This window comes from Cohnella sp. (genome assembly GCF_041641335.1).
In the GTDB taxonomy this organism is placed as follows: Bacteria; Bacillota; Bacilli; order Paenibacillales; family Paenibacillaceae; genus Cohnella.
Genome location: NZ_JBEPYQ010000030.1, coordinates 53,251 through 67,988, shown reverse-complemented (window position 1 = coordinate 67,988; position 14,738 = coordinate 53,251). Strand labels below are relative to the sequence as shown.

13 protein-coding genes are annotated in these 14,738 nt (G+C 59.2%); 1 reads left to right on the top strand and 12 read right to left on the bottom strand.

Features of this window, described 5'->3' with window-relative positions; all coding sequences use genetic code 11:
- On the top strand, positions 1–208 hold a 208-nt coding region (locus ACESLM_RS12195; RefSeq protein ID WP_372631850.1), incomplete at its 5' end, for a hypothetical protein.
- A gap of 277 nt (positions 209–485) precedes the next feature.
- Here ACESLM_RS12195 and ACESLM_RS12190 read toward each other — a convergent pair.
- From ACESLM_RS12190 to ACESLM_RS12135, 12 genes are all read right to left on the bottom strand, one after another.
- A complete protein-coding gene (locus tag ACESLM_RS12190; RefSeq protein WP_372631849.1) occupies positions 486–1,499 on the bottom strand; it encodes a zinc-dependent alcohol dehydrogenase family protein in 1,014 nt (337 codons plus the stop codon).
- A 22-nt stretch (positions 1,500–1,521) separates the two neighbouring features.
- A complete protein-coding gene (locus tag ACESLM_RS12185; RefSeq protein ID WP_372631848.1) occupies positions 1,522–3,642 on the bottom strand; it encodes a BglG family transcription antiterminator in 2,121 nt (706 codons plus the stop codon).
- Between the two features lie 43 nt (positions 3,643–3,685).
- Positions 3,686–4,252, bottom strand: a complete 567-nt coding sequence (gene hxlB, locus ACESLM_RS12180; protein WP_372631847.1) for a 6-phospho-3-hexuloisomerase — start codon at positions 4,250–4,252, stop codon at positions 3,686–3,688.
- Positions 4,253–5,197: a sugar phosphate isomerase/epimerase family protein gene (locus ACESLM_RS12175; RefSeq protein WP_372631846.1), complete on the bottom strand. Its 945-nt coding sequence runs from the start codon at positions 5,195–5,197 to the stop codon at positions 4,253–4,255.
- A 16-nt stretch (positions 5,198–5,213) separates the two neighbouring features.
- The gene (locus ACESLM_RS12170; protein WP_372631845.1) at positions 5,214–6,731 is read right to left on the bottom strand and encodes a PTS transporter subunit EIIC; all 1,518 of its coding nucleotides are present in this window, start codon (positions 6,729–6,731) and stop codon (positions 5,214–5,216) included.
- A gap of 127 nt (positions 6,732–6,858) precedes the next feature.
- Positions 6,859–7,908 carry an NAD(P)-dependent alcohol dehydrogenase gene (locus ACESLM_RS12165; RefSeq protein ID WP_372631844.1) on the bottom strand — a complete coding sequence of 350 codons (1,050 nt, stop codon included), beginning with the start codon at positions 7,906–7,908 and terminating at the stop codon, positions 6,859–6,861.
- Positions 7,909–7,927: 19 nt separating this feature from the next.
- A complete protein-coding gene (locus ACESLM_RS12160) occupies positions 7,928–8,755 on the bottom strand; it encodes a carbohydrate ABC transporter permease (RefSeq protein ID WP_372631843.1) in 828 nt (275 codons plus the stop codon).
- Between the two features lies 1 nt (position 8,756).
- Positions 8,757–9,650, bottom strand: a complete 894-nt coding sequence (locus ACESLM_RS12155) for a carbohydrate ABC transporter permease (RefSeq protein ID WP_372631842.1) — start codon at positions 9,648–9,650, stop codon at positions 8,757–8,759.
- 99 nt (positions 9,651–9,749) lie between these two features.
- Positions 9,750–11,312 (bottom strand): extracellular solute-binding protein, encoded by a 1,563-nt coding sequence (locus ACESLM_RS12150; protein ID WP_372631841.1) that lies wholly within the window; start codon positions 11,310–11,312, stop codon positions 9,750–9,752.
- Positions 11,313–11,488: 176 nt separating this feature from the next.
- Entirely contained in the window at positions 11,489–12,511 is a 1,023-nt protein-coding gene (locus tag ACESLM_RS12145) for a zinc-dependent alcohol dehydrogenase family protein (RefSeq protein WP_372631840.1), read from the bottom strand.
- 272 nt (positions 12,512–12,783) lie between these two features.
- The gene (locus ACESLM_RS12140; protein ID WP_372631839.1) at positions 12,784–13,026 is read right to left on the bottom strand and encodes a hypothetical protein; all 243 of its coding nucleotides are present in this window, start codon (positions 13,024–13,026) and stop codon (positions 12,784–12,786) included.
- 109 nt (positions 13,027–13,135) lie between these two features.
- Complete coding sequence (locus ACESLM_RS12135; protein WP_372631838.1) at positions 13,136–14,590, bottom strand: ABC transporter substrate-binding protein; 1,455 nt, start codon at positions 14,588–14,590, stop codon at positions 13,136–13,138.
- Between the last annotated feature and the right edge of the window lie 148 nt (positions 14,591–14,738).

Sequence of the window (14,738 nt, the reverse complement as noted above, 5' to 3'; positions counted from 1 at the left end):
GATAGCGGTCTGGGAGGCCGTTATTCCGACCGGCACACCCAGTTCGGCGATGTTAACGGTCTGGGAGACCGTTATTCCGACCGGTACACCCGGTTCGGCGGCGATAGCGGTCTGGGGGGCCGTTATTCCGACCGGCACACCCAGTTCGGCGATGTTAACGGTCTGGGAGACCGTTATTCCGATCGGCACACCGGTTCGGCGGCGATAGCGGTCTGGGAGGCCGTTATTCCGACCGGCACACCCAGTTCGGCGATGTTAACGGTCTGGGAGACCGTTATTCCGTCCGGTACACCCGGTTCGGCGGCGATAGCGGTCTGGGAGGCCGTTATTCCGACCGGCACACCCGCGACCGGCTCACCTGTTTCGGGGGCGATGGGGGAGATAAGCCCGCGGGACGGGCTTATTGGGCGAGCCTGCGAGGGTCAGGCCGCGCTGGCGGTCGATGACCGAAAGCCGCCCCAATGCGGCTTCAGCGTCCCCCCCGCTCAAAGCTTGATCTGCACCTTGAACAGGTCCGGGTCCTTCGGCTTCGCCAAAAACTCGACGGCCTCCTCCAGGCCGATCGTCTTCGAGATCAGCGGTTGCAGCCGGATACGCCCTTCCTTGACCCAGTTCAGGGCGGGCAGGAAAGTGTGGTTGATCGCCATCGAACCGATCAGCGTCCAATCCTTCTGGTACAGCTTAAACGGGCTGATTCGGATCTCGGCGTTTGGCGGCGTGACTCCGAACTGCAGAAACTTGCCTGCAGGCCCGACGTAGTCGAACTCCTTCTCGATCACCGCGGGAATGCCGGTCACGTCCACGACCGCATCGAAACCGCCTGAATAATCTTCCTTCCTGAGCTCTCCGCTGAGCACCCCTTTCGTCGCCCCGAGCTCCAGCGCCATGTCCAGCTTCCGCCGGGACACGTCGACCACGACAAGCTCGGAAGCCCCCGCTCTCGCAAGCGATTGCACGAGCTGCAGGCCCATCGCGCCAGCGCCGAACAGGATGACCCGGTCGCCCGCCTTCAGAGCAAGCCGGTTCATGCCGTGGACGACGCACGCCATCGGCTCGACGAACGCGGCTTCCTCGAAGCTCATGGATTCCGGGATTTTTACGACGTTTCTTATCGGCACTTTGACGTATTCCGCCATGCTTCCGTCCACCGTATTTCCCAGCGCTCCCCAATTCGCGCAATGGTTGCCCCGATGCGTCAGGCAGTATTCGCATGCCCCGCAGAACAGACTGGGATCGGCGGTGACCCGGTCCCCGGGACGGAACGTCTTCACGCCCTCCCCGACCTCGTGGATCACGCCGGAGAACTCGTGCCCGGGCACGATCGGATACGGGGAAATGAATTCGCCTTCGAAAATATGAAAATCCGTGCCGCAAATGCCCACGTTCTCTACTTTGATCGTCACCTCGCCCGCGCCCGGAACCGGGTAGGGAATCTCTTTGACAACGGCATGGTGCGGCTTCTCTACGACTAGCGCTTTCATCGTTCTCATCGTTTTCATCTGCTTAATCGACCTCTTCTCTTTATGATCTAAGCCGTTGCCCCGCAAGCTTGACGTAGCCTTTTTTCAGAATAAACCGAATGCTCTCCAGCACCTCATCTACGGTTCCCGCGGCCAAAGTCCGGATAAACGAATCGTCCTCGACCAGCGCCATGCTGATCTCGCTGACCAATTCGAAATTTTCCTTCGGCGCATGCGCCGGTCCGAGCATCGTGAGCACGGTCCGCACCGGGACGGGACGATGGCCGACTTCCCAATTCACGTCGGCGGCCAGGCGGAGAACCGACACGGACATCTCCCGGATTCCTTCGCTGCGGCAGTGAAGCATGGCCAGACGATCTTCTTCCAGCAGCAGCGGCCCGAGCTCCTCGCGCTTCTCCAAATCCCGCCTCAGCAGCTCCGCGTCGGCCACGTCGAACCGCTCTTTCACGAAGGCCATAATTCCGCCGATCAGCTCCGTTTTGGAGGCCGCCGGAAACCGGTCCGCCGCCTCGATATTGTCCAGCAGACCGGACAATGCCTTGCCGTAGCGGTCGACCTGATCGACGACCTGATCGATGCTGGAGCGTTCCTCGTCTCCCGTCCTCTCCGTTCGCGCAAGCTGCGGCAGCTGCTTCCTGAGCCCTTCGATCTCCTCGTCGGTCAAGAACGGGTTCACGACGACCGCCTTTACCCCTTCCAGCCTGACGGGCATCGTGGACAGCACCAGATCGACGGGAGCGCGGTCGGAGAGCCACGATTCCAGATGAAACAGCGAGATCGTGTCGACGACCTGCAGCTCCGGCAGCTTCTTCTTGATCTGCGCCTGCAGCAGCCTCGACGTGCCGATGCCGCTCGAGCAGACGAGCAGCACCCGGATCCTCGGCGTCTTCGTCTCCTGCTTGTTCAGAATCGCCGTGCCGAAATGCATCGCCAGGTACCCGATCTCCTCCTCCGGAACCGGCTTGCCCAGCTGCTGCTCGAGATACCCGGACGCCTTGCGGGTCGCCTCGAAGATATCCGGATACTCTTCCTTCACGTGCTGCAGCAGCGGGTTGCGAACGGCCATGTCGAGCTCGATCCTTTTGACGGCGGACGTCAGATGCGTCGTCAGGTTGTGCACGAGCGTTTCGTCGCTCTCCAGCTCCAGCTTGAGCTCCCGCTCCATAATCGAAATCATCCGCCGGACGTATTCGAGAATGACGCTGTAATCGAAGTCGCTTCCCATGACGTGATTCGAACGCGCGCCCAGAATGTGCATCGTAATGTAGCCGATCTCGCTCTCGGGAATGGACAGCTCCAGCTGGCGGCTCAGCCCCGCCGCCAGCTCGCGGGCCATCCCGAACTCCTTCGTGGGTTTGAGCCGCGCCAGAATCTCGTCCTCGATCGTAATCGCCTCGTTCGCCTTGAGCCTCTGAACGGCCAGGGCCAGGTGGACGACGAAGCCGACGTAAGCGTTGTCGGCCATCCGGTAGCCCCGGGTATGCTCGAAGCGTTGAATGACCCGCTCGATTTGGAACAGCCATTCCGGATCGATAAAATTCAGCAGGCGAAGGCGAATGGACGCGTGCAGCTTCTCCCTTCGCGCGTCGGTCGGCTCGTACATGAATTCCATCAGCTGCTCCTGCGTCACTTGCTCGTACAGCAGATCGGCCATCGCCGCCCGGATGCTCTTCTCCGCGCCTTCGACGTAAACTCCGAGCCCGGGCTTGCGATACAAGCGGATGTCGTATTTATCGAACCACGGTTCGACCTTCTGAAGATCGTTGCTGATCGTCGATTCGGCCGCGTTCAACTGCTTGCTTAAGGCGTACAATTTCATCGGCTCTTTGCCTGTCAGCAGCTGCAGCTTGATGTTCGCTTGCCGCTCCTCTGCCGAATACGCCGGCTGCATCGCATCGCCTCGAAAGAGCAGGCTCGACAGCTCCTCCAGCTTGTCTTCCCCGCCGCTGATTTTCATGCCGGCCCCGATCTTCTTGTCGAAGCCGAGCCCGTGCTGGGCGAGATAAAATTCGAGCTCCGACAGCTCCCGCTGCAACGTGCGCAAGCTGACGTTCAACCGCTCCGCCAACGCGTTCAAGGGCGCGTAATCGTCAGACTCCAGGAAGTATAATAAAATTTGTTGTTGACGCGCATTCAGCTTGATCTTCATTTTATTATCCACGTCCGATCCCATCCTTGAAGGCGACTTCGGTCTCAAGCCTTTGTTACTCCAGATTCGTATGTCTCCCCGCCATGCCGGCTTCCGTTTGCCCGAGCCGATCGGCCAAGAGCAGGACGATCCAATCGAACAACAGCAGCTGGGATTGCTCGAACAGCGAGCCCATCGGCTGCACCGAAGGCGTTCCTCCCTCGTCCTCTCTCATCGTGCGGGCGGGAATGCGAATGACCAGGTCCGCTCTTTGCGGAAGCGGAGCATCGGGGAAAGCCGTAAAAAAGACCGTCCGGGCTCCCGAAGCCTCGACGATGCCCATCAGCGCCTCCACGGTCGCCAGTCGGCCAGTTCCCGAGCTGGTCAGCCACAGATCTCCCCGTTCGATTGCGGGAGTCGACACGTCTCCGACGATATGAACCTTAATGCCTAGATGCATCAGCCTCATTCCGAAAGCGAGCAGCATCAGCCTCTCGCGGCCCAACCCGTATATAAACACCTTTTTCGCGCCCGCGATCTCCTCGACCAACTTCTCCGCTTCCACGGCGCTTATCGACAAGAAGCTCCCCTTCAGCTCCTCCAGCATCCCCAAGCGAAGCGCTTCGCCGCCGTTCCCCTTCATTTATTCCGCTCCCCCTTCCGAAATCCCTTCCCGCGCGATCGCGTCCCGCCAATAGCGAACCGATTCCTTCAAGTCGTTCAGCACCCGCGCGTCCTCCTCTTCGAAGGCGTGGCCCACCTCGACGAGCAGCAGCGGGTCGGCCGCGCCGGACCTGCGGATCGCGGCGAGCACGCGGTCGGCATCGATGATGCCCCGCTCGTTGTTCTCTTCCGTGAACGGCCAGTGCCTGTCGTATCGACCGTCGGTCTGCTGCAGATGAATCATCGGCGCATGCGGCGCCAGCTTCTCCAACCACCCGTACGGGTCTTTCTCGGACTCCGCGGCATCCGGCGAAATCGCGTGCCCGACGTCCAGGCACAGTAGAAATTCGGCGCCGTCTTTCGGCCGTATCGCGTTTATGCGCTCCAGGTGGGCCAGCGTGCCCGCCATATCCACCGGCCCTTCCCTGAGGATGGGGGTCTGCTCCCAATAAAATGCGGCGATTCCGTAGCTCGGAGCCTCCCCCAGCAATCGAGCGAGCGACTCCTCGGACGCAAGGATCGCCTCCCGGCGGCGTCCTGCGTCCTTAGAAGCCGGCAAATCCATGCCGCCGTACGGCCCTCCGATCGCGTCGGCCCCCAATTCGCGAGTCATGAAAAACGCTTTCTCGAACCAGTCCTCGCCATCCCTTCTGCCCTCCGGCAGCGGGTGCATCAACAAATTGTGCGAGTAGACGGACAAGCCCGCGAACGTCGAATGAACGTTCAGGCCGTGCCGGGCGCAGGCGTTGCGCGCCCGATAGGCATAGGCGGCCACGCTCTCCGCATAGCCGCGCGGATCGAACTGGTCGAAGGAGAACTGAACCGTCTCCAACCCCAGCTCCTGCTTAACGATCGAGGCCCAGTCCTCCGGATCGGGCCACCGCTTGATCGCAAAGCTCGTCGATATTCCCAATGTCCGCCCCATGCCGGATTCTCCTCCTTTAGGTTTGCGACCGCAGCGCGATCAAACTCCTTAATTTCTCCAAGATCGTATCGTAGGCCGCCGGATCCGTGTAATTTCCGAGCGAGACGTATTCCCTGCCCGGCGCGTGCTCCATTGCCCGCTTCAGCAAGTAGTGATGAGTTACGATCAGCCGCGCGTCCGGCGGAATCTGATCGATCGATGAGTGCACGACCGTCGCCTCCATTCGCGCAGTACGCAGCCTTTTACGGAGAATCGCCGCGCCCATGGCGCTCGATCCCATTCCCGCGTCGCAGGCGAAGCACACCGTGTACCCGTTCTCGTCCGTCTCTCCCTGGCGGGCGTCCATCGCCGCATCCGTCCTGGCCGACGCCGCCTCGCCCCTCACGGCTGCCGCCGCTTCCGCCTCCTCGCGAGTGTTCGCTGCCGAAGCCTGCAGATTGGAGACGGGACGCAGCACGCGCTTGACCTCCTCCCACTGCTGCACGTGCACCAGCCTGCGGACGACGTCGTGCTCGCGGTTGCCGATCGCCTTCTCGGGCATATCGGGAATCGCCCGAATGACAAGCAGCGACAAAGTCAAGGAGACGGCCGTCGAGACGGCGATGCCAAGCAGCACGTACGGCATATCTCCGGGAGGCGTCAAGCCGACGATCAGCAGCAAGCTGGCCGGAGAAGGAATGGAGACGAGTCCCGCGTTAAAATATTGAAACGCGTAAATGCCGGCCATATTGCCGGCGATCAGGGGCAGCAGCAGTTGGGGGCGCATGAGCACGTAAGGAAAATAAACCTCCTGGATGCCCCCGAGCGAATGGATCGCCAATGCCGACGCCGACGTTCCGCGCCATTTCCCTCGCATCCGAATAACGTAGGCTAGCAGCATCCCCATGCCCGGACCGGGATTCGCTTCCAGCAGAAAATAGACCGACTTGCTTAAAGATTTGATTTGCGAAATGCCGAGCGGCCCGAAAATGCCGTAGCTCATGACGTTGTTCAGGAACAGCACCTTGGCTGGCTCGATGACGGCCGCCGAGATCGGCAGCCACCCGGAGTAGGCTATCTGCACGATATGCTCGTTCAACTGCTCGATGGCGCGGGAGATTGCCTGCCCTCCGTAAGCGAAACAGAAGACGGCCAGACCTCCGGCCAGCAAAGCCGAGACGAAGTTGGCCATCAGCAGCTCGAAGCCGGACGGGAGGCGGTTCTCCAGCAGGCGTTCCAGTCGCAGGACGATCCACCCCAGACCGGGGCCGATCAGGAACGCCATGAAGATCATCGGCACCGTACTCGCCAGAGCCAAGGAGAATACGACGATGGCTGCGACCGCTCCTCCCCGCTTGCCGCCGATCAGATGCCCTCCCGTATAGCCGAACATCACCGGAAGCAGCCAGTTGAGGAGCGGTCCGGTGAGCAGGTTCACATTGTCGTTGGGAAACCAGCCGTATACGCCGAAGACGGCCCGAATCAAGCCGATGGAAATCACGATCGCGATATTTTGCGAGACGATCGCGCTAAGAAGTCTGCCGAACTTGTACATGCGTAATCACCGACTTTATGAAAAAGGTCGACCGGTATGCGCAGAGCTAGAGCTCCCGTCGTTTCTCGAAACTATCAGAGACGGCCCGATTCGTCCATCGTTAATTTTCGGAAAACCCGCGCGGCGCCTAAGGCAAAATGACGATCTTCAGCGTGCTGTTCTTCTCGTGAATCGCCTTCTCGAATGCCGCGGCCGTCTCCTCCAGCGGAAGCCGATCGGTGATGACCGGCTCCAGATCGATGCCCTCCCCGTTCATGACGGCGACCCCGGTCGGATACGTATTGCGGTACCGGAACACCCCTCTCACGTCGATCTCGTTGTCTACGATATAGGGAATGCTCAGAGGCGTCTCGTTTTCTTGAGGCAGCCCGACTAGCACGACGCGGCCTCCCCTCCGAACCGACTGCAGCGCCGATTGGGCGGCGCGGCCGTTGCCGGCCGTCTCGATCGCCAGATCGGCCTTACGGCCGTTCGTCAATCGCAGCAGCGCCGATTGCGCATCCTCCTCGCGCAGGTTGATGACGTCCGTAGCGCCCATCTGCAGCGCCCTTTCCAGACGGAACGCCTCGAGATCGACGCCGATGATCCTGCCCGCTCCGGCCGTTTTGGCGGCCAGCAGGGCAAGAATGCCGATCGGCCCCATTCCCATAATAACGACCGTTTCTCCGACTGCCAGCTCTCCCCTGCGGATCGCATGGAGGCCGACGGACAGCGGTTCGATCAGCGCGGCCTTCTCGTAGGACATCGAATCCGGGATCGGGAAGAGCATATCGGCGCGGATGGCGATATATTCGCAGAATGCGCCGTCATACGGAGGCGTCGCCAGAAACTCGACGTCCGGGCACAGATTGTACTGCCCCGCTTTGCAATAGGCGCAGCGGCCGCAGGTGACGCCCGGCTCGATGGTTACCCTCTGGCCGGGAACGACGTTGCGCACTTCGCCGCCGACCGCAACGACCTCCCCTGCCGCCTCGTGTCCGAGAATCATCGGATACTCGACGATATAGGGACCGATCCTGCCATGCTCGTAATAGTGCACGTCCGAGCCGCACAGGCCGACCGCCCGGATGCGCACGAGGGCCTGATCCGGCCCGAAGGCCGGAATGTCCCTCTCCTCGATCTCGATCGTGCCGGGTTTGGTCAGCACGGCCGCTTTCATTTTGCCGCTAATCGTCATTCCTATTCCGCCCTTCGAATTATTTGACCGCGCCCATGGACAGGCCGCGGACCATGTATTTGCGCACCAGCAGGCCGCAAATGAGCATGGGCATAATAATGACTGTTCCTGTGGCCATCGCCTGTCCCCATTTGACGCCTTGCTGGGAGACGAGCAGGGAGACCGCGACCGGAACCGTCTGCGTTCCTTTGCCCGTAAAGATAGAAGCAAACGCATAATCGTTCCAGGAGAACATCAGACAGAGCACGACCGTCGCTACGATGCCCGGAGCCGCGGTCGGGACCGCCACCCGCCAGAAGGCGCGGAACTTGCTGCAGCCGTCGATCATCGCCGCCTCCTCCAGGTCGACGGGAACGTCCTTGAAGAACGTCGTCATCAGCCAGAGCGCGAACGGCAGGTTGAAGGTCGTATAGGCGAAAATCAATCCCGCCGTCTCCCCGATCAGGCCGACCTTGGCGAAGATCAGATACAGCGGCAGAATAACGGCGGGAATCGGAGCCATCCGCGTGCTGATAATCCAGAACGAGATGTCCTTCTCCCGCTTGAAATTGCCGCGGGCGATCGCGTAGCCGCCCATCACGCCGAGCGCAATGGACAGAGCCGTCGTCACGACGCTGACGATGATGCTGTTCGTGAGAAACTCGACGAAATTGCCTCTCCCCGAGAACATGTCGGCATAGACTCCGAACGTCGGCTCGAAGAACAGCTGAGGCGGCATGGAGAACATGTCGACCTGCGTCTTCGCGGAGGACATCGCCATGAACAGAATCGGCACAAGCGCCCAAGCAAGCGCCCCGAAGGCGAGGACATAAAGAAACGAGTAGAGAATTCTGCGGTTGACTGCCATCTTATGCCTCCTCGCTTTTCATGACTCTCAGGAAAAACTTGCCGAGCAGGATCGTGACGAACAGCATCGTAAGCCCCAGCGCGGCCGCCGTGCCGATATCCTGGAACCGGAATGCTACCTGCATCAAATAATACCCGATAATTTTCGTGGAGTCCGCCGGTCCGCCTTCCGTCGCGATCGTAATCGTATCTACGTAGCGGAGGACGTCCATGGAGCGGATGAGCAGCGCCACGACGATCATGCGCCTGACCATCGGCAGTAAAATATAGCGGATCTTCTGCCAGCCGCCCGCCCCGTCGACCTCCGCCGCCTCGAGCGGCTCCTGGGGGACGGTCTGCAGCCCGGCAAGCACGATAATCGTGATCAGCGGCGTCCATTCCCAGACGTCCATCAGAATGACGGCAGGCATCGCGTACGCCGCCTCCCCGAGGATCTGGATGTCGACGCCGATCAATTGCAGCAGCCAATTGTACAGTCCGTACGTCGGGTCCAGCAGGAACCTCCACAGCAGTCCCGCCACGATCGGCGCTACGAACAAAGGCAGCATCCACAGCGTCGCCAGCAGATTTCTGGCCCTTGGAATATGATAGAGCAGCAGCGCCATCGCGACGCCCAGCGTCAGTTGGGCGACGAGGCCGCCTCCCGCGTAGACCGCGGTTCTCCCCCAGGACTCCCAGAACGTCGGCGTCGTAAAGATGCGAACCCAATTATCGAATCCGGCGAACCGGGGCTTATCCATGTCCAAAGTATAGTCCATAAAGCTGGCGTAGATCATGAAGAAAAACGGAAAAAGGCTGATTGCGGCCAGCACGATCATCGAAGGAAGCAGCATCCAAAACTCGGTTCGGTTGCGTTTTTTCGCCTTGCCGATTCGTTTCCCTGTTGCCTGCAGCATGGTGGTCTCCTTTCCTTTCCTGTCCTTTCCTATGCCCTCGTTCAAGGAGGATCAAGCGGGTTGGCCGTCGATGCGGCAACCCGCTTGAATCGCTGCCGGTTAGTTTCCGGTCAGCTTGTCGCTTTGCTTGGCGATTTCCTTCATCGTATCGGCCGGCGATTGGCGTCCGGCCAGCATTTTAGACAGCTCCGTGTAGACGATCGTGTCGACCTGCGGCCACATCGGGATTTTCGGCCGCATATAGACGTTGCCTTCCTTCCAGGCCTCCTGCACCGCGTTCAGCGAGGACGACAGCGGCAGCTTTTTCGCTTCTTCCGATTCGAGATCCGTGATCGCCTTCTGAATATCCGGCAGGTTGTATACCGAATAGCGGGTAGGCGTGAACCCGGCGTCCAGAATCTGATACTGGGTCTGCGGCGCTGTCGCCCATACGAGGAACAGCCATGCGGCTTTCTGGTCGTTCTCGGAAATGTACTTATTGATGCCGACTCCCGTTCCGCCGTACATATTTCCACGGCCCTTCGGTCCTTTCGGCAGAATGGTCCAACCCACCTTGCCTACGACCTTGGAGGAATTCGGGTCCTCGAAGGTTGCCGAGAACTCGTGCCATTCCGGAGCAAGCGCGATTTCTCCCGCCGCGAACGCTTCCGCGAGTCCCGACCAATCCCAGGATTTGCTTCCCGGCGCAGCTTCGGCGAGCAGCTTGTTATAGAATTCGGCCGCTTGGATCGCCTCGGGAGACGTGAGCAGCGATTTGCCCGGCGTTGTCGTGCCGATGCTGCCGATGTTCTCCGCCTGGAAATACTCTCCGCCGAAGGAGACGAGCACGTTGCTGAAGTCGTTCATCAGCGAGTCGTGCTGCTTCGCCTGGTGCCCCGTTCCGTACTTGACCTCCGTGATGACGCCTTCCTTCACCTTCTGGTTGATCCAGGCGGCAATCTCGTAATATTGATCCCACGTCAGGTCGGGCCCCGGCGTCCAGTCATAGCCTTTGTCCTGCATGAACGAGTCCTTGTACTTCTCGAACACGTCCTTGCGATAAGCGAGAATCATCGTCGGGTTGTCGTAAGGCAGCGTATAGAGATGCTCGGTATCTCCCATATACCCGTTCGCCGTCAGCTGCGCCGGAATGAAGTCCTCCAGGCCGCCCGGAACGCCCGGCAAGGACGGATCGTCGTTAAGCGTATTCAAATCCACGAAGTGGCGGGATTGCTTGGAAAGAATCTGATAAGGGTCCGCATAGATGATATGGTAATTGTCGTTGCGGGCGTTGAAGTCGAGGCCCGTCTTCTCGATGACGACGTCCAGGTTGCTCTGCTCGATGTTGACTTTGATTCCGGTCGCTTTCTCGAAGGCTTCGATATTCGCCGCGAGTCCGGAGGAAGGCGGCGTATTCTCGGTAATGACGTTCAGCGTCGTGCCTTCGAACTGCCTCCAATTGAAGCCTGCCGGCGCTTCGATCTTCGGCAGGCCTTCGACCCAGCCGCCGAACGGATCGGAGCCCTCCGGAGAGGCGGAATTGACGGCGCTTTCAGAAGGCTGCTGCGAAGAAGCGCTGGGACTTGCGGAGCCGCCGCTCTCGTTTTTCGACGACGAGCAGGCGCTCAATACGGCCGTAATCAGAAGCAGAAGGGCCAAGAGACTGGCGAATGACCTTTTCAAATGAATCCCCCTAACCTGTTTTCGTTATTCAGGGCTGACTGGTTGGACAGAAGGATACCGGCCGGTAACTTTCTGTCCCCATTATAGATCAGCGTTTCCCCGATGTTCTATGCAAACATCCGCCGATTCTGACGCCCCGTCCGCGCGACAAAATTGAAGGCGCTTTCCCGGATGGATTACCGGACGTCGACGACGACTTTAATGTGCCCCCTGCCGGATTCGACCTGCTCCATCGCCTTGCCGAATTCCTCCAGAGGAAAACGATGCGTCACCAGCGGCTCCGTCCGGACGACGCCCCCGCGAATATAGGCGATCGCCCTGTCGAAGCAGTGGGTTTGCGCGAACGAGCCGATGATCTTCAGCTCCTTCTGGAATACCTCGTAAGGGCTGAACGAGACTTCGTCGTCATGGGACGCCACTCCGTAGATGACGATCTTGGCCCCCTTTTTGGCGAACTTGGTCATATGCCCAATGACCTCCTTGGCGCCCGTAGCGTCGATGACGATATCGAACCCGCGGGTAAACCGCTCCCGCAGCTCGCGCTCGTGAACGGAATAATCTTGGCGGTCCAGCTTGACGGCCTCGTCCGCCCCGAGCTCCCTCGCGACCTCCAGCTTGCGCTCGTCCGACGCGGCCACGACCAGCTTCGCCGCGCCGGCATGCTTGAGCAGTTGGGCCAATATCAGCCCGGTCGGTCCGGTACCGAACATGAGCACTTCGTCTCCGGGACGGACGCCGATTACGTCCAGTCCATGAACGGCGCAAGCCGTCGGCTCGACCATCACTCCTTGGTCGTAGCTGAGCTCGTTCAGCGGAAATACTTTGTCGCGATTCACGGCGACGTATTCGGCGAAGCCTCCCGGCCCGTTCACGCCGAGGGAATAGAAGTTTTCGCAATAGAGCGGCTGGTTGCGCCTGCAGTAATAGCAGTAGCCGCACAGCTCCGTATTGTCCGCGCACACCCGGTCTCCGACGGCGAACTCCGTCACCCCTTTGCCGACCGCCGCCACTTCCCCGACGAATTCGTGCCCCGGAATAAGCGGATATTTGGCCATAAACTCGCCGTGATGCAGATGGACGTCCGTGCGGCATACGCCGCAGGCCTTCACTTTCAGCAAAATCTGATGCTCCTTGATCTCGGGCAGGTCGATCTCCCGAACCGAAAATCGCTCCGCTTGCGTGTAATAAACGGCTTTCATTCGGGTTCTCCTTTCTGGTAAGGTAAGCCCATCATAGAACGATCGGCGCGCGAGTTGAATTTAAACATCCCGTTCTTCTGGCGCGGCCGAGACGCGACAAGATTGAAGATCGCCAAATAACCGCGGATTCCCGCGGTTGCGATTATGCTCGTTATGCAGTTGGCGAGGGGCGGAGGGAGCAAACCGGTTGCAGTCTCCTCCGTCTCCCCTCCAAAGAAAAAAAGCCCGGACGGAACGATGAGTTCCATCCAGGCTTCGCTGCGTCGATTATCTCAGACAGGCTCTTCCGTCGCGGGAGCCGAAGATGCCGGCGCTTCCTGATTCTTCTGCATCAGCGGGGCGATTACGCCGAACAGCATAATCTGCGCGCCGCCGATCAAGAATCCGAGGCCGATCATCAGGCCGAGGTTCTGATCGTTAAACTGCGCGATATTCAGCGCGCAGCAGACGATGCCCACCGCGATAACGACCATTGCCACCCATTTCAACATACGGGACATCTCTCTATTCTTCATGAGGGTCCAACCTCCTTGTGAAAGCGCTATATGTGAATATTCTATCACAAAGATGTGACGAATTAAAGGCAGAATTCACAAGTTGGACAAAAACGGGCGGCGGCGAAGCTTATTCCGCCGGAGCCTCCGACACCGCTCCCTCGGTGATGATCGTGATCGACTCGCCCGAAGCGGAAGCCCCGGCCGGACTCGGCTCGGCCGTCGCGGCCTTCTCGCTCTCCTCGGTCAGCAGCTTCTGGCCTTTGGCCTGAAGATTGTCCAACGCTTCCGCGATCGTGACGCTGCCGTCCTTCACACCCTGGAATTCCTGCTGCGTCAAGCCGTCGAACTTCATATAGAACTCGCGCGGCAGCTTGTCGAAATCCTTATACATGTCGTTACTGTTCGGCATCAAGCTATAGAACGCGGCCATATTGCGCCCTTCTTCGTCTTCGATGTATTTCGTGCGGGCCGAGAAGCCGCCGTTGCGGAGCTTGGAGGTTACGCGCGCGAAATCTTCGCCGTTGATATAGCTTACGAATTTCCACGCGGCATCCGCATTCGCCGTATTCGCGTCAATTGCGAAAATCTGGCCGATCGACATTGCCGTGCTTTCGTTCGGATTTTGCGGGTTGATCGGCACTGTCACGATATCCCAGTTCTTCACGCCTTTGTCCTTCAATCTCGTCTGCGCTTCCTTGATCTGCTCCATCATATAGCTGCCTTCGATCGACATGGCAACCTTTTCCCCGATAAACGGTTCCTGCAGCAAATAGTCCTCGTACGAGCCGGAGAAGCCGCCGTTTCGGTCTTCCGCGTACAAGGAGCCGGACTTAAGCGCCTTATCCGCCGTCTCGAAAGCTTTTTTCCAAGAATCCGAATTGATCGAAAGCTGCATGGTCGTCGGGTTGATATAGTTCAGCCCCAGCGACGAGCCGATCATCATACCGAATTGGTAAATATCCGCCTGATAGCCCGCCTTCAAGCCGTAGATGCGATCGTCCCCGTTGCCGTCCGTCGGGAACCTGGCCGCGAGCTGAAGCACCTCCTCCCAGTTCATACGATCTGTAGGAGGCGTAATCCCGTGCTTGGCGAATAAATCCTTGTTATAGAAAAGAGCTTGACTGTAAAATTCCGGAGCGAGCCCGTACAGAATGCCGTCGCTCTGCTGCTTGATATATTCCAGAATCCCTGGCGCGATGCCTTCGAGATTGAATTTATCCTTTTGGATAAACGTGTCCAGGTTGTACAGCTTGCCTTCCCCGGCCATGCGCGAATACTCGCTTGCTCCGAGCATCAGCACGTCCGGCTTCTGCTCGGCAATAAATTCCTCCATCGCTTTCTGCATGTCCTTGCCCTCTTCGTACTGCACGCTCGAAGTCGCGACGACCTGAACTTCGATGTCGGGATACAGCGCGGTAAACAGCATTCCATATTGCTGGTAGAATCCGCGTTCGTCATAGTGCATCACCTTGATTGCCGTTTTCTCGTTGTTCGTCGTCTCGGCGCCCCCGCTGCATCCTGCCGCGATTCCCGCGACCAGCGCACCGCACAGCGCCGCCGTCATCTTTTTCCCGTATTGCATTTCCACACTTCCTTCTATGAATGGTATATCCGAATTAGATGTCGGAACTTGCCCGGACTGGCCCCCTCCCGTTTCTGCTTTACATATTGTACCATACACCATGCAAGGGAATGGCGGATTATGGGTGAAATGGGAGTATGGACCCATG

Coding starts and splice junctions, on each gene's coding strand:
- ACESLM_RS12190 (WP_372631849.1), bottom strand. CDS start 1,499: ATGAAAACGATGAGAACGATGAAAGCGCTAGTCGTAGAGAAGCCGCAC.
- hxlB (WP_372631847.1), bottom strand. CDS start 4,252: ATGAAGGGGAACGGCGGCGAAGCGCTTCGCTTGGGGATGCTGGAGGAG.
- ACESLM_RS12175 (WP_372631846.1), bottom strand. CDS start 5,197: ATGGGGCGGACATTGGGAATATCGACGAGCTTTGCGATCAAGCGGTGG.
- ACESLM_RS12170 (WP_372631845.1), bottom strand. CDS start 6,731: ATGTACAAGTTCGGCAGACTTCTTAGCGCGATCGTCTCGCAAAATATC.
- ACESLM_RS12165 (WP_372631844.1), bottom strand. CDS start 7,908: ATGACGATTAGCGGCAAAATGAAAGCGGCCGTGCTGACCAAACCCGGC.
- ACESLM_RS12160 (WP_372631843.1), bottom strand. CDS start 8,755: ATGGCAGTCAACCGCAGAATTCTCTACTCGTTTCTTTATGTCCTCGCC.
- ACESLM_RS12155 (WP_372631842.1), bottom strand. CDS start 9,650: ATGCTGCAGGCAACAGGGAAACGAATCGGCAAGGCGAAAAAACGCAAC.
- ACESLM_RS12145 (WP_372631840.1), bottom strand. CDS start 12,511: ATGAAAGCCGTTTATTACACGCAAGCGGAGCGATTTTCGGTTCGGGAG.
- ACESLM_RS12140 (WP_372631839.1), bottom strand. CDS start 13,026: ATGAAGAATAGAGAGATGTCCCGTATGTTGAAATGGGTGGCAATGGTC.
- ACESLM_RS12135 (WP_372631838.1), bottom strand. CDS start 14,590: ATGCAATACGGGAAAAAGATGACGGCGGCGCTGTGCGGTGCGCTGGTC.